The organism is Vibrio sp. TAP-3B (genome assembly GCF_057784735.1).
In genome coordinates this window covers 1,087,571-1,113,600 of record NZ_CM173496.1, presented here as the reverse complement: position 1 = coordinate 1,113,600, position 26,030 = coordinate 1,087,571, and the positions used below count along the sequence as shown (strand labels likewise).

At 44.9% G+C, this 26,030-nt stretch carries 20 protein-coding genes and 1 pseudogene; 7 read left to right on the top strand and 14 right to left on the bottom strand.

Annotated elements, in window-relative coordinates:
* Window positions 1-128: 128 nt before the first annotated feature.
* The 4 genes and pseudogenes from fhuB to AC3D28_RS19455 all read right to left on the bottom strand — a co-directional run bounded on the left by fhuB (window position 129) and on the right by AC3D28_RS19455 (window position 6,434).
* Complete coding sequence (fhuB, locus tag AC3D28_RS19470; RefSeq protein WP_488536397.1) at window positions 129-2,123, bottom strand: Fe(3+)-hydroxamate ABC transporter permease FhuB; 1,995 nt, start codon at window positions 2,121-2,123, stop codon at window positions 129-131.
* A complete protein-coding gene (locus AC3D28_RS19465) occupies window positions 2,123-3,001 on the bottom strand; it encodes an iron-siderophore ABC transporter substrate-binding protein (RefSeq protein ID WP_488536812.1) in 879 nt (292 codons plus the stop codon). The genes fhuB and AC3D28_RS19465 overlap by 1 nt, the downstream gene beginning before the upstream one ends.
* Window positions 3,002-3,167: 166 nt before the next feature.
* Window positions 3,168-5,315, bottom strand: coding sequence for a TonB-dependent siderophore receptor (locus AC3D28_RS19460; RefSeq protein ID WP_488536396.1), 2,148 nt, complete (start codon window positions 5,313-5,315; stop codon window positions 3,168-3,170).
* 209 nt (window positions 5,316-5,524) lie between these two features.
* Window positions 5,525-6,434, bottom strand: a pseudogene (locus AC3D28_RS19455) (AraC family transcriptional regulator).
* Between the two features lie 218 nt (window positions 6,435-6,652).
* On the opposite strand from AC3D28_RS19455, the gene AC3D28_RS19450 reads away from it, so the two are divergent.
* Window positions 6,653-7,411: a siderophore ferric iron reductase gene (locus AC3D28_RS19450; RefSeq protein ID WP_488536395.1), complete on the top strand. Its 759-nt coding sequence runs from the start codon at window positions 6,653-6,655 to the stop codon at window positions 7,409-7,411.
* A gap of 74 nt (window positions 7,412-7,485) precedes the next feature.
* Window positions 7,486-8,271: an ABC transporter ATP-binding protein gene (locus AC3D28_RS19445; protein WP_098413819.1), complete on the top strand. Its 786-nt coding sequence runs from the start codon at window positions 7,486-7,488 to the stop codon at window positions 8,269-8,271.
* A 34-nt stretch (window positions 8,272-8,305) separates the two neighbouring features.
* Here the strand turns inward: AC3D28_RS19445 and AC3D28_RS19440 are convergent, their stop codons facing one another.
* The 3 genes from AC3D28_RS19440 to AC3D28_RS19430 form a co-directional block, all read right to left on the bottom strand.
* Window positions 8,306-9,163: a sterol desaturase family protein gene (locus AC3D28_RS19440; RefSeq protein WP_488536394.1), complete on the bottom strand. Its 858-nt coding sequence runs from the start codon at window positions 9,161-9,163 to the stop codon at window positions 8,306-8,308.
* Between the two features lie 7 nt (window positions 9,164-9,170).
* Window positions 9,171-10,181, bottom strand: coding sequence for a DUF2804 domain-containing protein (locus AC3D28_RS19435; protein WP_488536393.1), 1,011 nt, complete (start codon window positions 10,179-10,181; stop codon window positions 9,171-9,173).
* Window positions 10,182-10,507: 326 nt separating this feature from the next.
* The gene (locus AC3D28_RS19430) at window positions 10,508-10,630 is read right to left on the bottom strand and encodes a hypothetical protein (protein ID WP_488536392.1); all 123 of its coding nucleotides are present in this window, start codon (window positions 10,628-10,630) and stop codon (window positions 10,508-10,510) included.
* A gap of 418 nt (window positions 10,631-11,048) precedes the next feature.
* Between AC3D28_RS19430 and AC3D28_RS19425 the strand changes: the two genes are divergently transcribed.
* The gene (locus AC3D28_RS19425; protein ID WP_488536391.1) at window positions 11,049-12,425 is read left to right on the top strand and encodes an NfeD family protein; all 1,377 of its coding nucleotides are present in this window, start codon (window positions 11,049-11,051) and stop codon (window positions 12,423-12,425) included.
* A 9-nt stretch (window positions 12,426-12,434) separates the two neighbouring features.
* Entirely contained in the window at window positions 12,435-13,247 is an 813-nt protein-coding gene (locus tag AC3D28_RS19420; RefSeq protein WP_488536390.1) for a slipin family protein, read from the top strand.
* 195 nt (window positions 13,248-13,442) lie between these two features.
* Here the strand turns inward: AC3D28_RS19420 and choV are convergent, their stop codons facing one another.
* From choV to betI, 6 genes are all read right to left on the bottom strand, one after another.
* Window positions 13,443-14,618: a choline ABC transporter ATP-binding protein gene (choV, locus tag AC3D28_RS19415; protein WP_488536389.1), complete on the bottom strand. Its 1,176-nt coding sequence runs from the start codon at window positions 14,616-14,618 to the stop codon at window positions 13,443-13,445.
* Between the two features lie 2 nt (window positions 14,619-14,620).
* Window positions 14,621-15,463 (bottom strand): choline ABC transporter permease subunit, encoded by an 843-nt coding sequence (gene choW, locus AC3D28_RS19410; protein ID WP_098413813.1) that lies wholly within the window; start codon window positions 15,461-15,463, stop codon window positions 14,621-14,623.
* 81 nt (window positions 15,464-15,544) lie between these two features.
* Window positions 15,545-16,483 (bottom strand): choline ABC transporter substrate-binding protein, encoded by a 939-nt coding sequence (locus tag AC3D28_RS19405; protein WP_488536388.1) that lies wholly within the window; start codon window positions 16,481-16,483, stop codon window positions 15,545-15,547.
* A 38-nt stretch (window positions 16,484-16,521) separates the two neighbouring features.
* Window positions 16,522-18,237 (bottom strand): choline dehydrogenase, encoded by a 1,716-nt coding sequence (gene betA / locus AC3D28_RS19400; RefSeq protein WP_488536387.1) that lies wholly within the window; start codon window positions 18,235-18,237, stop codon window positions 16,522-16,524.
* Window positions 18,238-18,418: 181 nt separating this feature from the next.
* Window positions 18,419-19,879 carry a betaine-aldehyde dehydrogenase gene (gene betB, locus AC3D28_RS19395; RefSeq protein WP_488536386.1) on the bottom strand — a complete coding sequence of 487 codons (1,461 nt, stop codon included), beginning with the start codon at window positions 19,877-19,879 and terminating at the stop codon, window positions 18,419-18,421.
* A gap of 18 nt (window positions 19,880-19,897) precedes the next feature.
* Window positions 19,898-20,497, bottom strand: a complete 600-nt coding sequence (gene betI / locus AC3D28_RS19390) for a transcriptional regulator BetI (protein WP_098413809.1) — start codon at window positions 20,495-20,497, stop codon at window positions 19,898-19,900.
* A 533-nt stretch (window positions 20,498-21,030) separates the two neighbouring features.
* Here betI and AC3D28_RS19385 point away from each other — a divergent pair.
* Both AC3D28_RS19385 and AC3D28_RS19380 read left to right on the top strand, forming a co-directional pair.
* On the top strand, window positions 21,031-21,348 hold the full coding sequence (locus AC3D28_RS19385) for a DUF1840 domain-containing protein (RefSeq protein WP_488536385.1): 318 nt from the start codon (window positions 21,031-21,033) through the stop codon (window positions 21,346-21,348).
* Window positions 21,349-21,709: 361 nt separating this feature from the next.
* A complete protein-coding gene (locus AC3D28_RS19380) occupies window positions 21,710-21,901 on the top strand; it encodes a hypothetical protein (protein ID WP_098413808.1) in 192 nt (63 codons plus the stop codon).
* Between the two features lie 59 nt (window positions 21,902-21,960).
* On the opposite strand, the gene torS is transcribed toward AC3D28_RS19380, so the two are convergent.
* Window positions 21,961-24,930: a TMAO reductase system sensor histidine kinase/response regulator TorS gene (gene torS, locus AC3D28_RS19375; RefSeq protein WP_488536384.1), complete on the bottom strand. Its 2,970-nt coding sequence runs from the start codon at window positions 24,928-24,930 to the stop codon at window positions 21,961-21,963.
* 88 nt (window positions 24,931-25,018) lie between these two features.
* On the opposite strand from torS, the gene torT reads away from it, so the two are divergent.
* A complete protein-coding gene (torT, locus tag AC3D28_RS19370; protein ID WP_488536383.1) occupies window positions 25,019-26,023 on the top strand; it encodes a TMAO reductase system periplasmic protein TorT in 1,005 nt (334 codons plus the stop codon).
* Window positions 26,024-26,030: the final 7 nt, after the last annotated feature.

Below are 26,030 nucleotides of genomic sequence, written 5' to 3'. Positions count from 1 at the left end.
TCACTAGGCACTAAATTGATTAGAAAAAGTAGGCTAAATTACCAGTCATGATGTTTTGTACTCTTGAAACGCATATCTTGTTCATCATTTATGAGTATTCTCTGACTCACAGTTATCGGACGCTTGATCTATGCTCTGCCAGACCTCAACAACAATAAGATAAAGTAGCTACCGCCAATAATAGAAACTAAAGTACCTGCGGCTAATTGTGCAGGAAACACCATCACTTGCCCCAACCAATCTGCAAATAGCATGAGTGCAGCCCCAACCAAAAACGACAAGATAAGCTGCTCTCGAACCAAACGGGCACCGACCATAGCTGCAATATGTGGTGCCAATAACCCGACAAAAGCAACAGGTCCCATTGTGGTTGTCACTACCGAACATAAGACGGCAACAAGACAAAGCAATATTACGTAAGCGATAGTGAGATTCAGCCCCCTAGCACTCGCAAACTGACGGCCAATGGCTATCAACGTCACCCAACGACTTAATAATAGAGCAACAAAAATACAAACGGTTATAACGATTGCCATTATCATTGCTGACTCGGGTTTGACACGATATGTAGAGCCCGCCAACCAAGCCAGCAAGGTATATTTTCCTTCACCTACTCGCGTCAAAGAGAATTGCACCAAAGCTTCCAATACTGCGGTAAGCGAAATCCCAGTCAGAATCAAAATCGACGGAGCAAACTGATGCTTTCTTCCAAGGAGAAGCAGCAAACAAAGTGCAATCGCACTGCCTAAAAACGCAACCCAAGGGCTTAATGAGTGAATCGAATACCCCATAAATAAGCTACTAAAGATCAAAGCTAAAACAGCACCAGCAGACACCCCGAGAATGTCTGGGCTCGCCAGTGGGTTGTAGACTAACCTTTGCAAAATCACCCCAGCAACGGCCAAACCACCACCAGCAAATATTGCGGTTAACATCCTCGGCCAGCGAATAGACCATTCAAAAGTACCTGGGACAACAAAGTAACTCATATTAGACGATGGCTGTGAAAACACACTAAGAACCAACAACCCGAAAATTATTGTACACAACAAGACGTAAGCGAAAGTTGAAATAGACTTTGGCCCTTTCGGCATGGAGAAAAATAATTGGTCTTGGGCAGACATTTGCTTACGAGCAATCATGATCAATGCAGGGGCCCCGATCACTGCGGTTGCCGTCCCTGTAGGGATCATATCCATAGACCACTGAGCCAAGAAAATCGCCAAACTATCAGTGGTACAAAGTAATACCGCGCCTAGTATACAACTTGCGATGAGCTCGGATTTGGCCTTTAAAAAGCCCAAATATCTAGCAATATTAGGGGCGATCAAACCAATAAAGCTGATCACCCCCACCGAGGTAATCGACACTGACACCAACCAAACACCGACCGTCATCAAAACAAAGAAGGTCGCGCCAAGATTGAGACCACGTGCTGCCGCCCCTTCAATGCCTATCGAAAGCAGAGTCAGTATCCGTGGTGCCAATAAAAATATGGGTAAGATCGGCAACAACTTAGGCATCAACCAAAGCACTTGTTCCCAGCCATTTTGTCCTAGGTCGCCCGCCCCCCATACAAACAGGTTCTGTGCATACTGGTCATTGAGCAAAATAATCGCGGTCGCGAATGCGCCGAGCAATAAGTTGACCGCCATACCTGCGAGTACAATTGGTAAGCCGCTCATGTTTTTGATACCAACAATGGAAACGATAAGCCCCATTGCAAGCAGTGCACCAATGAGTGCAAACCAGACTGAATATTGTGCCACCAACATCGGGGCGGCAACATTCAATATGACTAAACCAAGCCATGCCCCTGATGACGTTCCTAATGTCAGCGGCGACATCATGCGATTCTGAGTCAGTTGTTGAAATAAACTGCCGATCGTACCAAGAGTCCCACCAACTAAAACAGCCATCACCAAACGCGGTAAGTTGACATAGATGAATGCCATCAGTTCGAATGACTCATCGACCATTCTACTGAGCAACGCCATTTCACTAACTTGTGAGATTTCCTGGAACAACTCACCAACAGGACCAAACTCAGATTGCCCCAACCATAAATGCACAAGGGCAGCGAAAAACAAGGCCGCCCCCATCATAAAACCACTGGATTTCATTACTGCTCCGCTAAGTTCAAGAGCGATTGCGCCATAGCTTCTGCGTTATATAGAATCGACATAGCGCCACCATAGCTCCAACTTGCTGCAACCGGGCTAAATTGACCACTTCGAACAAAAGGCATGCTCTTCCATATTGGCGAATGGTTTAACTTGTCTTGATACGGAAAAGGCTCAAAATACAGCGCAATGCCCTCGTTCACCTTCTTAAGTTCAGTCATGCGCTTTTGGCTGATCCCCCACTGACTCGCGGGAAGATCCATCGCATTTTTAAACCCTAGCTTTTCAAGTGCGTATTGTGGAATCGAGTTATCACCGTAAATATACACCGATGTGGTACTCGCAAAACGAAAGGACGTAACTTCTGGCTTGTCGCCCGGGTACGCTTTATCTAGTTCAGCCTTAAGAGCGGCGAAACGTTCATCCATCACAGCCAGTTTCTTGTTGGCTTCATCTTCCTTACCCAGCAATTGACCGATCATTTTGAAGTTGTCGATAGCGGCCGCTGCATTGCTATGCTGCTCACTGTACGTTTGGTAGTAAAGCACTGGTGCAATATCAGAAAGGCGAGCCTGAAGGTCTTTTTGAGGAGAAGCGATCAAAATCACATCAGGATTTATTTTCTTAAGTACTGAAAAGTTAGGCTCCGTGCGGGTACCTATATCGGTCACGCCTTCAGGAATCGCCGGTTGAACAACCCAATCGCTATAGCCTGCAATATCAGGCACCGCCACAGGCGTAACACCTAATTCAATCACTTGTTCGGTGATATCCCAACTCAGCGCGGCAACTCTAACTGGTTGAGCTTCAAGAGTTTTAACACCCTCACTATCTTCAACTTTAAAGTCCGCCATCGCATGAAACGATAAAGCAGCCATTAGCACGGTTAATACGACTTTTGTATTTACGCTCGTTACATTAGAAAAGTGGGAACCTACTCGTTTAGAATTCATACTTTTGCCTATTAAACCTAAAATCTCTATTTCTTCAAACGACAAAAGCAGCCTAGTTAAGGCTGCTTTAAAATTGATAACCCTAACCTAATTAGAATTCATAATTAACGCTAAGCTCAACAGATTGCTCTGCACCGAACCAACAGTTAGATTGGTCGTAGCAGGTGTAGTATTCTTCATTTAACAGGTTGTTAACGAGTAGGTTCGCTGTTGCACCAGAGAGCGTATCGCTCGCCGCACCTAAGTCATAACCCACTGATAAATCAACCACCGTGTAAGACGGCACTTTGCCTTGGGTATTAGCTGCATCCATTTCCATTTCGTCCATATAACGAGCACCTGCACTCCAACGCGTACCGGCTAAGGGGCCACCGTAGACATAATAATTACTCCATAGGTTAGCGGCATGTGTCGGTACATAAATTGGCGTCGTGCCTTCAAGATCTGGGTTTACATCTTCCGTCACTTCCATATCGATATAGGTGTAGCTGGCGTTTACATCCCAGTTGTCCGTGACAAACCATCGACCTTCAACTTCCATCCCTTGAGAACGTACTTCACCTAACTGAATCTTAGAGCGATACGTTGGATCAGAAGGATCGGCAGCAATTGAGTCTTTCTTAGTGATGTTAAAGTATGACGCCGTAAGTTGTTGTGACATATCAGCAGAAAGATATTTCACCCCCAACTCAACCTGTTCACCCAACTGAGGTTTTAAGGCGTTACCATTAATGTCAGTACCTGCAGCCGGCTCAAAGCTCGTCGCATAACTTACAAATGGAGAGATGCCGTTTTTTAGTTCATACAAGGCGCCTACACGGTACGAGAACTGATTATGATCGGCTTCTTCTGTGCCATCGCTTGTTGGGTAAGAACTGGTTTTATCATCACTTGCCTTGAACATGTCGTAACGTCCACCAGCAAGTAACACTAAGGCGTCGTAGCGAACTTGGTCTTGGAAGTACAAGCCCAATTGCTCGGTCGTTATGTCATGTGATTCGCGGTAATTCTCCTGAAGCTGACTCTTATCAAGCAGGTCATTATTCGGGTTGTATGCATTAAACCCGTTAAAACCAGCGTTCGCGGTGAACTCTTGATACAAAGAGTCGCCTGTCAGTTTTAGGTAATCGACACCAAACAGTAAGTTGTGCTCTAAGCCAGCAACTTCGACAAGTCCTGAAACTTGGTTATCGATAACAAAACTTTGAGACTCTTCATCCGTGCTATACACGTTTCGAATTAAACGGCCAGTCGAAGGGTTAAAGTTCGTCCCACGATGGTATGTGTTTTCTTGATATAGCGACGCATTGGAATAACGAGCGTTCTGCAGGAAGGTCCAATTATCATTGATTTGGTGGTTAACCTTATAGCCTAACATCAACACTTCGCGCTCAAAGGCACTCCAGTTTTTGTCTCCCATAGACACTGATGGATCACTTGCCTTTAATGCTTCGAGTGGCATTGCAGAGTTAATCCCCATTGAAGGATCATTCTGATAGTACAGGTTAAAGTTGACCAAAGTTCTATCAGACACCTGCCAATTTAACGATGGGGCAATGACGTAACGCTCTTCTTCGGCGTTATCAACTTGGCTGTCTTGTTGGCGAGCTAGCGCTATCAAACGGTATGAAAAATCACTGTCACCTAACTGGCCTGAAGTATCAATTGAGGCCTCCATTAAGTTTCTTGACCCCGTAGATACACCAACTATTGTAGAATCATCGCCTTGTGGTGTCTTCGCAATCATGTTGACCATTCCACCCGGAGGCATCGCTCCATACAATACAGATGTAGGCCCTTTAAAGACTTCAACTTGTTGAAGCGCAATAGGATCAATCTGAGACTGCAAATTCCAGCCGGTCAAAAAAGGCAGCACCAAGCCGTCGTAGTAGCTTTGGTTGTTAGAAAAGCCACGAATAGAAAACGTATCGTACATTGTTACCGATGCGCCTTTCTTCTCCGTGACAACACCCGGCGCATACCTAAGCGCTTGGTTGAGAGACTTTACCCCCCGGTGTTCTAACTGTTCTTCATCAATGACCGTAATACCTTGGGGTGTTTCTTCTGGCGCAAGTGCCGATTTCGTTGCTGTATTACGATAAGCTTTACCCATAATAGTCACAGTTTCTACTTTAGAGTCAGTCAAAGTAACAGGATCTGCTGCCAGAGCTGGCGCTGAGAACACAGTCAGCAACGCGACTGCAATCGATGAATACTTAAAACAAGTGTGAGTGGTCATGGTTCCCTCGGACATCAACAATTAATACAAATAATAACGAATATCATTTGCATTGTATGTGTCTAGGGATAGAATAATTAACAATTTGGTGCAAATTCAAAAAGAACTGGGCTTCATTTACAAAGAGCTTAGTCCATTGCTGGTTAAAAAAACACAACTCCCCTAGATTATAAAAAGGCTTTCTAGAAGGAAAAATAATCGGGATATGCTTACGCTTTAATGATAGGGACCCAGTACTCCATTTCCGCATTAGCAGCATGGGCCTCATAACCCAACGGGTACACTTCGAGTTCATAACCATCAACGCCACGATAACCCGAGTTTGGCAGCCAATTAAGCACAAACCAGCTCAAGGTATATCGAAGGTTCTCAATAGGCCCACAGTGTTTCACCACGGCATAGGTTTGCTTTGGGATAGTGAGCACCTCTAATCGTTCAGAGATAATGCTCGATAATTGTGGGATTGAAATGCTTTCATGAAGTTCAACGCCAGCCCAATAGTGAATATTCGTGCCATCGAAACAAGACTGAGTAAGATCAACAACACCAACAAACTGAACCACGTTATCATTTGGGACCGTGACTTCATGCTCCAAACGAGACCAAAGCTGAGGTACTTTCTGGGCGAAGTCTTGAGTAAGTGAAAACAAACCACTGATTTCTGACATCATACCTTTAACAAGGAATGATACTCTTTCATCAATACGCACCTCCACAAAACTGAGCGCACCTTTCTCTGCAGCCCCCCCTGTTTCAGAAACTTGTATGGGCTTTCTTAACCCTATTCTTTTGCCTGCTTTTCTATATTGGCTGGGGCTAGCCCCAAACATTTGCTTAAACGAACGACTAAAGCTGATTTCTGAATTGAACCCGAGCCCGAGCGCGATATCAATGACGCGCTCTTCTCCATCAAGCAGATACTCTGCCGCTTGGCTTAGCTTTAGCTCTCTCACATAGTTTGCAACGGTAAGGCCTGTTTCTGCTTGAAAGACTCGTTGAAGTTGCCAGCGAGACCAACAGCTTTGTTTCGCAATATCTTCTAGCGATAACGCAGAATTAAGGTTCGCATGGATATAAGCCAGAACGCGGCTGAATACGATCAAATGCTGGAGTGTTCATATTCAAACTTTAGTCTTCTCTATCATTGGCAGTGACCTATTAAACTCATCAATGCTTTTATCATTCAAAACGGCTGCTATCACTTAAAACGCAGAGGCCACACATCATGTATAGATCATCAACAAGGCAAAACCGCCGAGTAGATGCTCCATTTTGTATGGTTATCCTTAATTATGTTCGTTATGATAACGCTACTGATTCTCATTTAATAGTTTAAAATGCTTTCCCAATTGCACCGTATTATCACTCGTAGAAGAGCGCCGTCTCTACATCAAAAAATCTTCGCGTACTCAAAACAAATGACTCCTTATTTAAGCGGAAGCTTTGGCGTACTGCATAATAAGGTCATTGCTGTAACGAATGATAATAGCCATAAAGAAATCAAGCGCGTTTACGATGGCCTTGCGCAGAATCACCCTGAAGCAGGCAAAGCATATTGGTTAACCCGAACGTGGGATCTGGTGTGTTGGCAACCAATCTATGTGACCTTCATTTCTATCTATGGTCTTCACTCACTGCCTGATATCAAAAACATCGGTCAGTTTAGAGACAAAGAGTTTGTCACTGGATACCGCTTCTTCAATGCTGATCATCAGTACGGTTCACCAGAGGAGCTGATTCCACTCGCCGGTGAAGCCATTGTTGCATTGGCCGAATTTTACCGCAGTCAGATAAGTCAATGGACGCGTATTCGCCCAGGGTTTACCAATCATTTACTTGCTGATCTGTTGTTAAGCAGCTTGATAAAACTGCAGCAGCACGAACCTAGCCTAACCAACGACTATATTACTGCACAAGCACAGCTTTGGTTAGACGCGTGCCAACTTTCAAATAGTCATTTAGAGAGTCTTAAAATCGATAGCCAGTCAGGAATGCTTAAACTCGTTAGAGTCAGCTGTTGCTTAGTCTATAAATGCGACTCTAGGGTGTATTGCGACGATTGCCCAAGGCATCCCAATAACAAAAAACTTTCATAACGCTATATTTTTAAAGCTCAATACGACAAATTTGTTTCATTGAGCATCATTATCGAGCTAGGTATAGGACTGACATGTTTCAACTTTCAAACATAAAAATCGTTCGAGATAACCGTACAATCCTCTCTATTGAAGAGCTTACTATTCCGACCGATGAGCTGACGGTCGTGCTTGGTCATAATGGTTCTGGAAAGTCCACATTAGTTAACTTGCTGTCGGGACAAATGTCACCAGATCACGGCAACGTTGAATTAGATGGAACCCCCCTTTCTACATTTAAAAGTAAGGACTTAGCGAAAAGGATTGCCTATTTACCGCAAAAGCTTCCTGCTTCGGCAGGTTTAACGGTGGAAGAACTAGTTCGTCTAGGGCGTTTCCCTTGGAGAGGCGCGTTAGGTCGCTGGAATGTTCAAGATAAAGAGATAATTCAACAAGCGATGAAAAGAACCGGCGTCGCTGAGTTTTCACATGCATTGGCTGATGACTTATCCGGTGGAGAACGTCAACGAGCGTGGGTATCTATGTTACTCGCCCAACAATCTCCAGTGCTGATCCTTGATGAGCCCACCTCTGCACTGGATGTTCATCACCAATTCCAGCTAATGAGACTCTTGTCTGAGCTAAATAAAAACGAAAATATTGGGGTGATCGTCATTTTACATGACCTAAACCTTGCACTACGTTATGCCACACAAATTATCGCACTGAAAAAAGGCCGAATCGCGTTTGAAGGTAATGCTGACAAGTTACTTGATGAACAAGCATTATCAACCTTGTATGAGTCCCCTATCCGACTGATCGATCATCCCGTTCCAGCCAATACCGCTGCTAGTAAGAAAATTGCGGTCGTCTGTGAATGATTAAAACCATCCAAGCAAGTTCGGCACTCGGTCACTACTCAACAAAATCCGATGGCGGAGAAAACAAGCAACGCCAACGTTGTTGCCACGTCAAGTTTGGTCGACTGACTTCATGAAACATGTCTTTCCATTCTGCAAACGTGACCTTAATCGGATTAAAGCTATTTACAGGCTTAGAGATACCATAGCGAACCGCTTCAACCTCTGGTTCAAATGTCCCAAAAATCCGATCCCAGATAATCAACACGCCTGCATAGTTTTTATCAATGTACTGACGGTTGACACCATGATGAACGCGATGATGCGAAGGAGTATTAAATACCCATTCTAAAGGACCCAGTGAACGAATGGATTGGGTGTGCACAAAAAACTGTAACCCGAGATTAAACAGCACAACGAAAACTACCCACTTGGGATCAAAACCGATAATCACCAGCGGCAACCAGAATAACCACATTCCCGCTAACGGATACATCAGGCTTTGACGAAATGCCGTACTGAAGTTCATTCTTTCAGAGCTATGGTGAACCACATGTGCGGCCCACATCCAACGAATTCGGTGACTAGCGCGATGAAACCAGTAATAAAAAAAGTCTTGAAGAACAACGAGCAATACCAAAGCGGAAGTCTCCATTTCGATATCAAACAGTCGCCAATCAAACCACCACAAATACAGCTGGGCGATCAGTAAACCTGCCAAAATATCGGTCACTTGATGTAAACCGGCTAACACAAAGTTACAGGTAACTTCCGGGATAGAATACCTTGCGCTTTCCGGTAAACGTCCTTTTCGCTGTCCAAACCAATATTCTGCGGCCATACACAGCATGAAAATGGGGGCCAGAATCATGAGGAGTAATTCTGGGCGTTCCATTAATTGCGTCCAATCCATTGTGTTTCTACCATTTAGCATAGTGGTCTTCAGTAAGCCCAATGACACCATCTAGCTTGTGCTTAATGCCATGGTCATCCATTACATGACCAGAAAAATAACCGATATACTGACGAAAATTACTTTTCAAAAACCAAAAGTTTTTCTTTTCACTGCGTCGATTTAAAGGCAAGAACGTTAAATCAACCCGTAGATCTTGTGAGGTAATACGCCACGCGTCGCTCTCATTCATTCTAGAAAAGTGAAACTGCACAGGTGGTAATAGATGACGTTCACCATTAACCCAAACTACATTTTCGCAATACCCCGTTTCATTAACACCTGAAGCAAGGTTCAAACCAAAGCGTTTGCTGCTATCCAGACAATTAATACTTGCCCAGCGCCAACTGGTTTCTCTTCTCATATAACCCGCGGAGAAGTCGTAACCCGCAGAGACAGAGGAAAGATCTTGCTCCTTCCCTAAAATATACAGGTTGCCGTGTACAGTTAATGCATTGTGTTTTTGCGTATATGTCCAGCCTGCATAACCCGTTGGGGTGCACAACATCAACGGCACACTCTCATGTAATGGACATAAGTGAAGATCCGCATTGACAGACTTGCTCACAACATGGATATGCCAACGCCCTTTCCGGATAGAAAATTGAATACTCTTGCTAGCAAAATGAGCGTTGCTCGACCAACTAGAAGGTTGAGTCTCATAGCCAATGTTAAAAGGTTGCAGCCATTGTTGCTCAATCAACTCGTTATTCTTTATATCAAATAGATAACAAAAGCCAGACGCCAAATAACGGATATCTGCAATCGCAACCCCAATAACGTAGTCGGGTGTCACTAAATTAACGAACTGAAACTGCTTGAAGTCGAAGTAGTGTCTCCACTTCGATGCTGGTTTATCCATTTCATTGAAATACGTAAACTTCTCAAGCTGCAACGATTGGGGGATCCCATCAAGATGACCAAAAGTTGGTATGCCATCCTGCCGAATAAAAGAATTTAGAGGGTTAAGAACGTCCATGCTTTTATCTTTTCGAGTTCACACCCTTCAAGATTAACACTTCATTAACAATAAAGATTTGAGTGACCGCACAACAATGCCAGCTTAGACAGGCGTCATTCTCTTACCGTGAAACTGCTTACCCAAGCATCAGTCTATCAATCCTGTATAAAGGATTACCTCGAGTACTTTCGCGCTTGTGGTTTTTTCCATTTTGAGAGCGCAGTGATGCAAGTAAGAGCAACGCCGCTTTGCTGTAACGTTCAAGGTGGGAAGAAGCAAAAAAACGAGCAGAAATACATTTTGCTCGCTTCATCGGTCTACTGACAATAAAGAGTCAGTTTGATTTAACTTATCGCCGCCAGTAGCCGCTGAACCCATGTTATCTCACCGTAAGAGATAAGATCAAAGATAGTGAAGAAAATCACACAGATAATGGCCAACTTGACCAAGCGTTGAACAATAAACATCACGATTACCTACAGTTTTTTGCGCAGTTTACTACTTCAAACGAGATTTAGATATCGATTGAACCTTCAAAATACGTCCATAACTCTACTTAAATGAAAAAGTCACTGGAGAAGCTTGGGACACTCTAAGCCAGTTCATCATTGTTTATGCCCATCGTCACAAAGAGTTTAATTGTAGATTCAAACTAACGGGCACTTGATTTGTTTACTTACCTAAATACCCAAAATAATCACCAATAAAAATCGTTGTGTAAAAAAGGGCAAACCAGCGTTAGTAACGGTGATGCCTTTCTCCATCCCCTGTAACGCTAACAATTTAGCCAACGAGAATGATCAATTACTTACTTGGGTTAGTATTACTGCGTATATACTTGAAATAGATTTTAATAAGTCCCTGTGACCACACAAGGAGGACTGGATGAAACGAATATGGATATGGGCCTTACCACTACTCATGCTTGCCAGCCAAGCACTCGCAAATACGGTTTGGATTGTCCCCGTCAAAGGCGCCATTGGGCCCGCCACCAGTGACTACTTGTCTCGTGAAATAGAGCAAGCGCAGCTCAATGGCGTTAGTTTAGTTATCTTGGAAATGGACACACCAGGAGGCCTAGACAGCGCAATGAGAGATATCATTCATGCTATCACCACTTCCACAACTCCCGTCGCAACTTGGGTTGGACCTTCAGGTTCTAGGGCCGCCAGCGCAGGCACATATATCTTACTTGCCAGTCATATAGCCGCAATGGCCGAGGCCACCAATCTCGGGGCAGCGACTCCTGTCGCTTTAGGTGGGGCGCCACAAGCCCCCTCTTCTGACGATGGACAAAACCAAGAGGCAGAAGAGAAACCACAAGACGCCAGTGACAGTTCAGAAAAAGTCCCAGCTAAAACAGCGATGGAAAAAAAAGTCATTAACGATGCAAAAGCCTACATTAAAGGGCTAGCAAAACTTCATGGTCGAAACGCAGAATGGGCAGAAAAAGCAGTGAGCGAAGCCGCCAGCTTAGATGCGACCGAAGCGCTGGAGCTCAACGTTATTGACTATATTGCGAATTCGCCCGAAGACTTAGTGACCGCCATTAATGGGAAAACGGTCAAAATCAACAACCAAGAAGTGACATTGTCACTAGAAAACCCAGTTTGGATTGAGAGAACCCCTGACTGGCGAGCAGAAATGTTGGCCGTTATCACAAACCCTAATGTCGCCTATATTTTAATGCTCATTGGTATTTATGGTTTGTTACTTGAATTTTATAACCCCGGCATTGGTTTACCCGGTGTCTTGGGTGGGATTTGCTTATTGCTGGCGATGTACGCATTGCAGATGATGCCAGTTAATTACGCAGGGCTCGGTCTGTTGCTGCTAGGAATCGCATTAATGATCGCCGAAGCCTTTAGCCCAAGTTTCGGCATTTTAGGTCTTGGTGGCGTAGTGGCCTTTGTTTTAGGGTCCATATTCCTTATGGACAGTGATTTACCGGGGTTTCAAATCGCTCTCCCTTTAATTTTTGGCATCTCTATATTCTCAGTGGCATTGATTGTTCTGACCGTCGGACTGTTACTCAACATACGCCGTCGGCGTGTAACCACAGGTTTAGAAACTTATCCCGGTAAACTTGCCGTTGTCAGCGATGATTTTGTGGACGGTGAAGGACGCGTTCGTATGGACGGGGCACTTTGGCAAGCAACCACCAAAGACCATCAAGAACTCAAACAAGGTGATCAAGTCACCATTGTCAATGTTAAAGGGCTGACCTTATCCGTGATGCCTAAAGACCACCCTAAAAAATAGGAGGCATTTATGATGCTTTATACTGTTTCGGTGATCGTGGTGCTGCTGTTTGCACTTGCGACACAAGTGTTTAAGGTTTTGAGAGAGTATGAGCGAGGCGTTGTATTCTTCTTGGGTCGATTCCAAGAAGTCAAAGGTCCCGGCTTAATCATCCTGATCCCTTTTATCCAACAAATGGTTCGTGTGGATTTGCGTACCATCGTTTTGGATGTCCCAACACAAGATCTCATTACCAAAGACAACGTATCTGTTCGTGTCAATGCCGTAGTGTACTTTCGTGTCGTTGACCCACAAATGGCGATTAACAATATTGAAAGCTACAGCGATGCAACCAGTCAACTTTCACAAACAACGTTACGCTCGGTATTAGGTCAGCATGAACTTGATGAATTGTTATCTGAGCGAGATCGCTTGAATAAAGACTTGCAAACGATCCTCGATCAACAAACCGACGATTGGGGGATTAAAATAGCAACCGTTGAAGTTAAGCACGTCGATTTGAACGAAAGCATGGTTCGTGCACTTGCCCGTCAAGCCGAAGCAGAACGTAATCGCCGAGCAAAAATCATCCACGCGATGGGTGAACTAGAAGCATCGAATAAATTGAAAGAAGCAGCACAAATGCTGAACGAAGCACCCAACGCGCTGCAATTACGCTATATGCAAACGCTAACAGAAATCACCACAGATAAAACGTCCACGATCATTTTCCCTATGCCAATTAACCTGGTTGAAGCGGTAAGCGACATTGCCGATGCCGTTAAACAAAACAAAGCGACACAAACTCAAGATAAAGATAAAGATAAAGATAAAGAACGATAAATAAGAAGGAAGCAACAACATATATTGTTGCTTCCTATGACTCTATCGGCGAGGCGCGGCTACCATTGTGATGCCATACTATCAGCCCCCTCATTACATCATCTGGGTTAACCCCTAAGACGACCTATTCAGCGTCATTTCGGTTCACAGAAAATGTAACATGGACGCCAGCCTCTAGATTTAATGCATCATTAATCAGTAGGCTTTGAAATTCCCCAGTAAGGCATCATAAAGTTCATTGTTACCTAATACGCCCACCAGTTTATTATCCTCCACCATCAACAGGGGGTGATTACTGCGCTGTTTAAGCTCTATCGCTTCACGCATACTAATATCTGGATTTGCTTGTACGAGCGTACTTTCATTCACATCATCAAAATTAGAAGAACCGCTTACCCAATTAAACAATGACTTATCTGAGTTTGCCAACGTGAGCCCCTGAGACTCTTGGGTTACCCAAATATTTTGCTCTGGACAAACTAGAACACGTCGCTCTTCACGCGGAAGAGTGTCACTCGGCAGCATTAACGAACGGCCTTTTAAAACATTCAGCGGATTAGTATGAGCCACAAAGTCAGCCACATAATCGTTTTCTGGCGCGAGAATGATCTGTTCTGGTTTGCCATGCTGGATCAGCTTACCCGACTCCATAATGGCTATATTGTTACCAATTTTAAGTGCTTCATCCAAATCATGGCTGACAAACAAAATGGTCTTGTTCAGTTTCTTTTGCAGTAACATTAGCTCATCTTGAAGCTGCGCTCGAATCAGTGGATCAAGCGCTGAAAATGGCTCATCCATTAATAAGATATCGGTATCCATGGCAAAGGCACGAGCTAGGCCAACACGCTGCTGCATACCACCAGAAAGTTCATGAGGAAACTTGGTTTCCCACTCAGATAAACCAACCATTTCCAGTTGTTCTCGCGCCTTTTTACGGCGTTCCGCTTTCGCAATGTCTTGCATTTCCAGACCAAACGCAACGTTGTCCAATACGGTTAACCAAGGCATCAATGCAAACTTCTGAAACACCATCGATACACGATGAGTACGCAGGTGACGCAGCGTCTGTTCATCACAGTTTGACAGTTCAACCATATCGTCACTATCTTTGACTTTCAAAGAGCCACGAGATATCTCATTCAATCCATTTACCGTGCGCAATAAGCTTGATTTTCCCGAACCAGATAGTCCCATCAGGACACAAATCTCACCTTGCTTCACATTCAGCGAAACATTATCGACGCCAACAACCTGACCCGTTTTGTCGATAATTTCTTGTCTCGACTTACCTTGATCCAAATGTGCTAACGCTTGTTTCGGTTGCTGACCAAAGACAACATCAAGGTTTTGAATAGTAATTGCGTCCATGATTACGCCTCCTTCTGATTGGGTGCTTTACATAGGCGGTCAAGGATGATGGCAACAAGCACAATGGCTAAGCCCGCCTCAAAACCTTGTGAGATATTTACCGTATTAAGGGCACGTACGACTGGCTTACCGAGTCCATCGGCCCCCACCAAAGCAGCAATCACCACCATTGAAAGAGACAACATAATGCACTGTGTGACACCAGCCATAATGCTCGGAAGCGCCGCAGGTAACTCCACCTTAAACAGTAACTTCATACGGCTGGCACCAAATGCTTTTCCTGCTTCAAGTAGTTCCTCTGGCACTTTAATAATGCCGAGGTACGTCAAACGAATTGGCGCAGCGATAGCGAAAATGATGGTCGAGATGAGCCCTGGTACAATCCCGAGACCAAACAGAACCAAAGTTGGGATCAGGTAAACGAATGTCGGCACGGTCTGCATCAAGTCGAGAATCGGCCGTAATAACGTGTATAACCAAGGACGGTGTGCCGCCATGATGCCCAGCGGCACGCCAATTAATACGGAAATCGTTGTCGCTGCAAATACAAGGACAAAGGTTTCCAGCATTTCTTGCCAGTAACCAAGGTTGAGAATTGCAAGCAAGGCCAACACAATGAATACCACAAGCGGAACACTGCGATGTAAGAACCACGCAATTGCCGCGGTCATAATGATTGGCGCGGCAGGTGGCATCCATTTAAAAATGTCCACCACAAAAAGAATGACCGTTTCTAGTGTAATAGAGATAGCATCAAAGAAACCCGATGCGTTGATGGTTAACCAATCGACGCCAGTTTCCATCCATTGGCCCAACGGTAGTTTGTTGTCCGTAATAAAATTCAAAATAAAACCTTTGTGTTAATGAGGCGGGCATGGCTGCCCACCTTTTTCTCAAAAAACTTTCTAAAAAAGCAGAACAGATACTTAAGCGTTGGTTTTTAAATAGCTTGTAATAGCTGTCGTTGCATCTTGACCATCTGCCGCCTTCACGTCCTTTAACCACGTTTCAATTTGGTCTTGGTTCGCGTTTAACCACGCTTGGGCCGCTTTCGCTGGCTTTTGCTTCTGGTTAAGGATCGCTTCCATCAGTTCGTTTTCCATTTCTAGGCTGAACTCTAAGTTTTTCACCAGTTGGCCTACGTTTGGACACTCAGAAAGGTAGTTTTTACGTACGTTTGTGTAGACGTTCGCGCCGCCGTAATTTGGGCCAAAGAAGTCGTCACCACCCGCTAGGTACTCCATTTCAACGTTGCTGTTCATTGGGTGTGGTGCCCAACCTAAGTAAACAATCCACTGATTGCGACGTGCAGCACGTGAAACTTGCGACACCATGCCAGCTTCGCTCGATTCAACGAGGTTGAAGTCTTGCAAGCCAAACGCGTTAGTATCAATCATTGATTGGATTAAGCGGTTACCATCGTTACCTGGTTCAATGCCGTAAATGCGGTCTTTAAATTTGTCGGCATGTTTTATTAGATCAGCAAAGTTTGTCACACCTGCGTCATAAACGTATTTCGGTACCGCGAGTGTGTATTTTGCACCGACTAAGTTCGCTCTGACGGTTTCTACTGTGCCTGCATCACGGTATTTCGCGATATCACCTTCCATCGTTGGCATCCAGTTACCGAGAAAAATATCGATATCGCCGTTCGCCATTGAAGAATAAGTCACTGGCACAGACAGCAGATCAGTCTTGGTTTTGTAACCCAGTCCTTTTAGTAGCTCTGATGTCACTGCTGTTGTCGCGGTAATGTCGGTCCACCCTACATCGGCGAATCGTACCGTTTCACATTGGTTGGCATAAGCGCCTGTTGCTAACGTACTTAGTGCGATGGTTGAGAAGATTTTTGTCGTCTTAGACATATTGAATTCCTTGTAATGATTACTGACTTTTTTCATTGTTATGAGATCGAATCAAGATCTCTTTTCGGTGGATGCATTCGTTGCATCTCTTGCCAGTCCGGAGCAATCCAAACTGGTGTGTTGTTAGAGGTTTCTAAAGCGTTGCCCAAAATCATATCTGCGGCACGCTCAGCCACCATGATGGTTGGCGCGTTTAAGTTCCCGTTCGGAATGGTTGGGAAAATAGAAGAGTCCACCACACGCAAGCCTTGAATACCGCGTACTTGGCATCGCTCATTCAAAACCGCTAATGGGTCGTTATCCGCGCCCATTTTGCAGGTACAAGATGGATGATAAGCACTCTCGACATTCTGCTTTACCCATTGATCAATTTGATCGTCGGTAGTAACGCTCAAACTTGGTTGGATCTCATCGCCTCGAAACTCGTCCATCACTGGTTGGTTTAAAATTTCGCGGGTTAGACGAATACAGTCACGCCAATCCTGCTTATCTTGCTCGGTTGAGATGTAGTTAAACTCAATCTTCGGCTTATCGTTAGGGTTCGCAGACGTTACCGCTACCGTCCCACGGCTCTCGGGCTTGTTTGGGCCAACATGAACTTGAAAACCATGACCATCAAAGGCGGCTTGCCCGTCATAACGCATGGCGGCAGGCAAGAAATGGTATTGAAGATTTGGCCATTTTAATCCTTCACGAGAGCGGATGAATGCACACGACTCAAAGTGGTTGGTTGCCCCAAGACCTTTGCGAGTTAATATCCACTCAGTGCCAATCAAGCCCTTGCTCACCAAACCTAATTTGCTGTTGAGCGTGATAGGTTGTTTACAGTGATATTGGAAGTACACTTCTAAGTGGTCTTGCAGGTTTTTACCTACCCCTTCCAACGGATGTTTTACCTCAATGCCCGCTTTTTCCAATACCGCTTTAGGACCAATGCCTGAAAGCTGCAATAGCTGTACAGAGCCAATCGAGCCCGCGCTCGAAATGACTTCACGATTTGCAAAACATTGCTGAATGGAACCTGACTTTTCAAATTCAACGCCAACTGCTTTCTTACCTTCAGAGCCGATTTCTTCGAGTAAAACGCGATGAACCGTGACTCGCTTCATTAGGGTGAAATTTTTGCGTTTTTTAGCACGGCTTAAGTATGCATTAGAGGTTGAAGCACGCACGCCTTTATCAACCGTCATGTGCATTGGGCCAAAGCCTTCTTGCTGATAACCGTTGTAATCTTTTGTTTCTGGATAACCCGCTTCTTTACCTGCCTCAATGAAGGCTTGATACAGTGGGTTGCGCTGCATGTCGTTGCCGTTACATGTGCCGACTGGACCATTATCGCCTCGGTATTCATCTGCACCGCCAACCCAAGATTCCGCTTTACGGAAGTAAGGTAAACACGCTTGATAGTTCCAACCTTTCGCGCCCTCTTCTTCCCACTGGTCGAAGTCACAAGCGTGGCCACGAACGTAAACCATGCCGTTAATTGACGAACTCCCCCCCAAGACTTTGCCGCGAGGGCAATGCAGTTGGCGTCCATCTAAACCTTGCTCTTCTACCGTCTCGAATTGCCACGCGTATTTTTCGGTGTTCATCGGGTAAGAAAGCGCCGTCGGCATCTGGATAAAAATACTTTTATCCGACCCACCCGCTTCGAGCAATAATACCGAGTGATGACCACTCTCACTCAAGCGATCCGCTAACACACAGCCGGCCGAACCCGCACCGACGATGATGTAATCGTAGTGTTGTTGCATTTTGATTCTCCTAGGAGTTAATACCAATCACAGTAGATAAGTGAACGAAATTAGCGTAGGAAAAATGCTTGAGAACAAGGCGGAAATTTTCGATAAGTAGTCAGCCTACAATCAAAATTGACAACGCAGTTATCGAGCATTTTAACAAGCTAAAGTGGTCAGTTATCTACTACGATTGGTATCATTTGTAAGGGCTTTCGAAGTCGCTTAGCTGAACCAGCACGCTTTTAGTTTGCGTGTAATGCTTCAGTGTTTCGACGCCGTTTTCGCGGCCAACACCAGATTGTTTGTATCCACCAACTGGCATTTCTGCAGGCGAGTCACCCCAGGTGTTCACCCAACAAATACCCGCTTGAATTTGGTGGATCACGCGGTGAGCGCGAGATAGGTTTTGGGTAAAGACGCCCGCGGCTAAGCCGTAATCTGTGTTATTTGCACGCGCAATCACTTCCGACTCATCACGGAATTTCAGCACTGACATTACTGGGCCAAAGATTTCTTGCTGCACATGGCTCATGTTGTCATCACAGTCGATAAATACCGTTGGTGCAACAAAGTTACCCTTTGCAAGGCCATTCTCTGTTACTTTGTAACCGCCAGTAAGTAAGGTCGCGCCGCTCGCTTTTGCCGCTTCAATCGCTCCCAACACTTTAGCCTCATGATCTTTAGAGATCAGAGCGCCAATTTGCGTGTTCTCATCAAGTGGGTCGCCCACAACCAACAGTTCAGTACGAGATTTAAGCTGCGCAATAAAGTCATCGTAAATACCTTCATGCACAAACACGCGTGTACCATGAGTACAAACTTCACCTTGCGTGTAAAAGTTCGCCACCATGGCGGCAGACACCGCATCGTTTAGCTTTGCGTCATCAAAAATAATCAGAGGTGATTTGCCACCTAGCTCCATGGTCACTTGTTTCAGTGTTTTAGCGCTGTCGCTCATGACCACTTTGCCTGTGCCAGACTCGCCTGTGAATGACACTTTCGCAATATCAGGATGTGCTGTCAGCATTTGCCCTACGCGGTAATCCCCTTGCACGACATTAAATACGCCATCTGGCATGCCAGCTTCTGAATAAATTTCTGCTAACTTCAGCGCGGTTAATGGTGTTTCTTCCGATGGTTTGAAGATCATCGCGTTGCCCGCAGCCAATGCAGGTGCCGATTTCCACATTGCAATCTGAATTGGATAGTTCCACGCGCCAATCCCTGCACAAATGCCTAGTGGTTCGCGACGTGTGTAGAAAAATTGGTCTTGGTTAAGTGGTTGTTGCTCACCTTGGAGGCTTGGCGCAAGATTCGCGTAGTACTCAAGTACATCTGTACCCGTTATTACATCAACAGCCACCGCTTCTTGAATCGGTTTCCCCGTATCTGCAACTTCTAATGCGGCAAGCTCATCATTGCGCTCGCGCAAAATAGCAACCGCTTTGTGCAAGATACGACTACGCTCTAGCGCCGTCATTGCAGACCACGCAGCAAAGCCTTTCTTTGCTGATTCAATCGCTGCTTCAAGATCGCGTTGATCAGCTTGTTTAACATTGGCCAGTGGTTCAGCATTCGCCGGATTGTAAGTGGTGAAGTGTTCTTGTGAACACCCGTTATACATCGCACCATTGATATAGTGTGCTTTCATTTCCATTGTGAAGACCTGTGACTTTTAATTTTTTTGTGAGTAATACGTGAGTTGTTTTTCGAGATAATCGTTGATGATGATTCTCGCTTTACCTGCATCAATGCCTTGCGGGTTGAGCGTTCCGCGTAGCCAAATACCGTCAATGAGTGACGCAATCCCATTAGCAACCAGTTCTGCTTGCTCTGTATTTAATAATGCTTTGAGCTCTTTTCTTAAATGAGACAAAAGACGTCGTTCATTAACGCGTTGTAGACGCTTGAGCTGTTCGTCATGCATCGAGTACGACCAAAACGCCAGCCATGTTTTAGCGACTTGGTTTTCTGCCTGATAACCGACAAAGTTACCGTCGATAATGGCATTGATTCTTTGTTGATGCGCATCGCTTGGTAGCTCACGCAGTTTCTGCGTGATCGTGGATGACAGCTGACGCAAGATCTCACGCATCGTTTCTTCCAGCAGCCCGTGCTTACCACCAAAATAGTGATTAATGATCCCGGTTGATACTCCAGCTTCTTTGCTGATCAACGAAATACTCGCGGCATGTAAACCGACCCTATCAATCACTGACATTGTCGCTTTCACCAGCTGTGGTTTCCTTATTTCAGGCATCCCCACCTTCGGCATTTTGCATCCTTGTTGTTTTTAATTGAACGGTTAGTTAAATATAAAATGCCTGAAAATTAGTTCGAACTCAAATTATTTTTATAGAAAAACATCATTAACAAGCATGAAAACGTTGAGGCCGTGGGCAAAAAATACGTGCTAGGAATGAAAAGGAAGAGATCGCCCCCGCTGTTCGAAATTAAAAAATACTCTATTTATTCATATATTTATAAGTTACGAGATCTTTAAAACCTTAGCGTTAATATGGACAATTTTAAAAGCGTAACTTTTCCTTCAGAAAAAAATACATCGTGTACTAATCATTTAACCCGTATAGATTTTAGTTGCGCAATAATTAACCACACAAAGTTGTTACCGTTGCATAACATCGATAAGTGCAAAGAAGGAGGTGGTACCTACAAACAATTCACCTGAGCTTAGATGATGTAATGAAAATCAAGATCGTGAATAAACCATCGATTTTAGTTTCATGGTTACGTTCAAAAATATTCGCTTTATACTTAAATGAGCACATGAAAACAGGAGTTATTTATATGCTTATTACCTTTCGTTGTCGGAGCTATTCAAATGTCACTATGTTTGGGGATATTGGCTTAGAGATGATCAAAATGATGGGCCATCGCGGTACCGTCCCAAGTTCACTTTCTGCTCAAGAGGTCCCTGAAGCACTCTCAAAATTAACCGCGGCTATTGCCTCAAAGAAATTGTTGCAAGACGCACAAGACGCTGACAACGAGGAGGATGAGCAAGAGGAACAAGCAGTCAGTTTTGATCGTAGAGCTTTCCCTCTGATTGCACTTCTTAAATCTGCAATTGAAGACGAGTGCGATGTCTCGTGGGATAAAGAATAACGCCCAGTTCAAGCGAGATTGAGGCTAACGCTTCAATACCTTAAAGCTCATTGTAGAATGTCCATACACCCGCCACCTCTGGCAGAGATACCGTGAACATTATGGCGTGGGTGGATGTTGTCTCGTCGCTTTTCTCGATGGAATAAAACCAAGTAAAAAATTTATCGGTCAGTTTGGCGCTATTCAAAACGCAGCGATTTGGTTAAGTCATTGGATACTTTTGTGATTCGTCAAGGGTCAGAAACATTTTGGCCCTTTCGTGATCGTCGGCATTATTGATATCTTACAAAACAAGCGATCGAATTTCGATTACTTGACTATAATCCTGTTGAGAATCGATGAAGATTTAAGGAGGGGTCTCATGGGTATCCGAGATAACATTGCCGCTCTTGAACAACAAATCTACGTTGCTTGTTCTGAGGGAGACTACGACACCGTCAATATGCTTGAGCATCAGCTCGAATATTTGCGAGGCAAAGTGGAGCATCCGCTCGATGATGATCCTTATGCCCTAGACACGCGGCTCGAGTGGGAAGATGATAAGATCGAATAGAAAAAACCTCCGGTGAGCGAGCGCCGGAGGTTTTTGTTTTTGGGTATTTGGGGTAATAGTCAGCTCGATTTGGTCATCAACTCTTCCAGCGCTTTAATTGATGACGAGACTTGATCAACCAGCGCACTTTTGTGAACTATGTAGGCATCCAAAGGTTCCACCGCTATCTCGATGCCCTGACAAGTGTTCATCAATGCGGTAAGGCCTAAACTTCCCGCACTGCCTTTTAACTTGTGAGCAAGATCTTTGACACCTTGGCTGTCGCTTTTATCCGCTGAGTCTTGTAACTGTTTAAGAATGTCCGCACTGGTGTTTCTGAATAAGTCGATAATATGCAGCATCTTTTCTCTGCCTAAGATTTTTATGTCAGATTCAATCACACTGGAATTAATGATGACCACCTCTGGCTCCTCTATTTGTTGGTCTTCGCTGAGCTTGTTTTTTTCCGTTGTCCCTTCTGATAATGTCTCGCCAAACGGCGTGCCCTCGACAGTTTGGGGCAACAGCAGTTGCTTACCATCCAACATATCCTGAATTAATGCAGCCAACGCTTCTTTAGCAATCGGCTTAGGTAAATAGCCATCAAATCCTGCAGCCAAATAGCGTTCAATCTCTTCGGCAAACACATGAGCAGAGACGGCAATCATTGGGGTCGGTGTCAGCGCTTTATCCGCAGGCTTATTGGCTTCAATTTGTTTTAGACGTTGAATCAGCTCTGTGCCATCGCAATCAGGGAGATTAATATCCACCAAGGCAATATCAAAATCTTGTTGCGCGAGAATCGATTCTGCTTGAGAACCATCTTCTGCCATCACCACTTGGTGACCCATGTTTTCTAAAAAGCCTTCAGCAACAACCCGGTTTACTTCGTTGTCTTCCACTAAAAGAACTTTTGCTTTCACTTTACAGCGCGCACTCGCAACCACACCAGTGTCAACAGGTTCGCTCTCTTCTAGTGGAATAGAGAACCAGAAACGACTGCCATGTCCCGCTTCCGAGTCCACATTTAAACAACCACCCATGGCTTCTATAATGCGCTTACTGATCGCCAAACCAAGACCGGTCCCACCCGTTTGGTTCATACCACCTTCCGCTTGTGTAAAGACATCAAACAACGTGCGCTGATCTTTCTCTGCAATGCCTATTCCGGTATCAGACACTTCGAAAAGTACTTGCGACTCATCTTCTGGATTCAGGCTCACGTAAATATCAATCTCGCCTTCATCGGTAAATTTGATTGCGTTGCCGACGAGGTTGTTCAACACTTGGCCAATACGCGTAACATCGCCTTTCCAGTAACGGTTCACATCACTTTCTATATGATAAGAGAAAAGCAACTTTTTCTCTTGTGCGCGGCCATTCATCAATTGAAACGTGTCTTCAACCATTTGATACAAGTCGAAGCCTAAGTTGCGAATTTCCAAATGTCCGGCTTCGATTTTAGAGTAATCCAATACATCATTTAGAATCGCGAGTAGCGTTTTACCACTGCGGTTAATGATCTCTGCATATCGCTTTTGAATAGGATTCAACCCAGAGTCAATCAATAAACGGGCTGTACCCAGTACACCATTCATCGGTGTTCTTATCTCATGACTCATCGTCGCTAGAAACGCGGATTTAGCGCGGCTGGCCTGCTCTGCTTGTTTTCGTGCTTTGGCATGGTTAAGCACTTCTTCATTCAAGCGGCGGTTAGCTTGTTTTAACTGAGAGGTTCGCTGCTCAACCAACTCTTCTAGGTGTTCTTTGTGGTTTTCTAATTCGCGTTTAGCTTGAGCTTCCCCTTCTGCGACCACTTTTAACGCCTGCGCGGTATTACGAGCGGTAATGATGGCCTGTCCCATATGTGCAAGTTCATCTTTTCCCTTTACTTCCAACTCGACTGCCAAGTTGCCCTGCGCAACGGACAATAAGGCAGCAGAATATTCAGCCAGTCTTTTAACCACGGAAACATATACGACCCGCCAAAGAATCAACACAACCACAATCAAGCCCACAATAGAAATGACGGTGAGAGACCACTGCGCAAACTTCAACGTACTGGTCAATTGATCAACCGCGAAAGTGGTGGTTTTATTTGAATTATCAACCAGCTTGTTGACCGTGCCATTGAGCCCCGAGAACAACTCTAATGTTTTTTGCATCAGTAGTTGAGATTGCTCGTTGTTCTCATACTGCTGCATCAAAATGGTGAATACGACTTGCCGCTTGCCAAGTTCTGTAAGTAACTGACTCATTTGCTTTGAACGTGTTGGATCTTCTACGGCAAGCACGCGGCGCTTCATTATTTTAAGGTTGCTTTCGAAATCTGTTTGCACCTGCTGAATTCGCTCAATATTGGTTAAAGTGCGAGCTTCTTCAATTTGGTTAAGCATTTTAAAGGCGAGAAGGTGCAACTCATGCAGACGTTCAGCCAAGTCTAAATCGACTTCCACTAGCGCATCTAACGCCTGATATACTTGCTCTTTTTGGTTCGATTCTAATAGATCATAAATATGCGTGACGTTCGCTACCGCAATGGTACTGGTGTTTTGAACTTGTGTCCGAGTTAGCTGCTCGAGCTCCTCACTGAGTAAACGCATCTCTTCGACGCGAGCGTCGATCTCTTTTGCTAACCAGAGCTTTCTTTCTACCGAAACACCTAAGTCAGCCAGGTTATTAATCACGCTCTGGACATCGCTTTCCAAAGTCTCTAACAACTTGGAGTCAAACGATTCACCGCCCAACTCTTTAATGTGCTTAAGCAACGATTCGAGCTGTTCGAATAACACTCGTCCCGACTCTTTTCTCTCTTGCTCATTTCGTGCATTTGAAAGCATTTGCACCGATGAAATAATCCGAGTGCTCAATTCTGACACTTGTCTGGCTTCAATCATGGCCGGGATCGCAGAATCAACCACGTTCCTTTCCGTCTTGGCGACCAAAGAAAACCCCGACACGCCGATAAGCGCTGACAAAATGACTAGCATTGCCATCGCAATAAAAGACAACAAGAGTTTACGACCGATGCTTGCGGTTGCTAGCAACATATTTTCATGACCTTAATGTTCGTGTTCAGCGACATATTACGGTATATTTTGCAGTGTTTACTTAATCTATGCCAACGAACTTCATTTCATGGTCAAAAATCAACACGCATTTCGCACTGCTCCCAGATATTTTACACTGGCGTTATCACTCTTCGTTTCTTTGCCTACGGCAGCGGCAGAGAAAATATGTGCCATTTACCCCCACTTAAAAGACTCTTACTGGTTGTCAGTCAACTATGGCATGGTGTCCGAAGCGAAAAAGCAAGGGGTGGAGTTACGAGTTCTGGAGGCCGGCGGCTATCCAAACCAAACCCGTCAAGAACAACAGCTTACTCTGTGTAGTCAATGGGGGGCGGATGCGATTGTCCTTGGTACGGTGGCCCCTCATGCTTATAAGCACTCCCTTAAAAGCTGGGTCGGCAATATCCCTGTCTTTGCGACTGTCAATCAACTGGATCTGGATGCAGAGCAAAGTAAACTCCTGAAAGGGACGGTTGGGGTTGACTGGCATTGGATGGGTTACGAAGCGGGTAAGTACCTCGCGACACACCATCCCAAGGGCTCAGGAAAAACCAACATCGCTTTGCTATTGGGCCCTCGTACTAGCGGGGGGACGAAACCCGTCACGGCTGGCTTTTATGAAGCAATCCAAGGTAGCGACATTAATATCGTTGAGTCTTTCTGGGCAGACAACGATAAAGAATTACAGCGCAACCTAGCTCAACGCGTGATCGACATGGGCAATATCGATTATATCGTAGGCAGCGCCGTAGCGATTGAGGTTGCGATCAGTGAGCTGCGCAGTGCAGGAAAAACAGAAGACATCGGTTTGGTCTCAGTGTATCTAAGTCATGGTGTGTACCGTGGTTTGCTGCGCAATAAAGTCCTATTCGCTCCTACTGATAAAATGGTGCAACAAGGTCGGCTTTCGATCTTACAAGCCGCCCACTATTTGAGAGGTGAAGCGTATGAAAGACATGCGTCACCTGTCATCGAACCACTGACACCAAAAACACTTCATGACGATACGATCGAAGAATCGTTATCTCCGTCAGAATATAGGCCAACATTCCACGTAAAGCCTGTTGATTGATCAACTA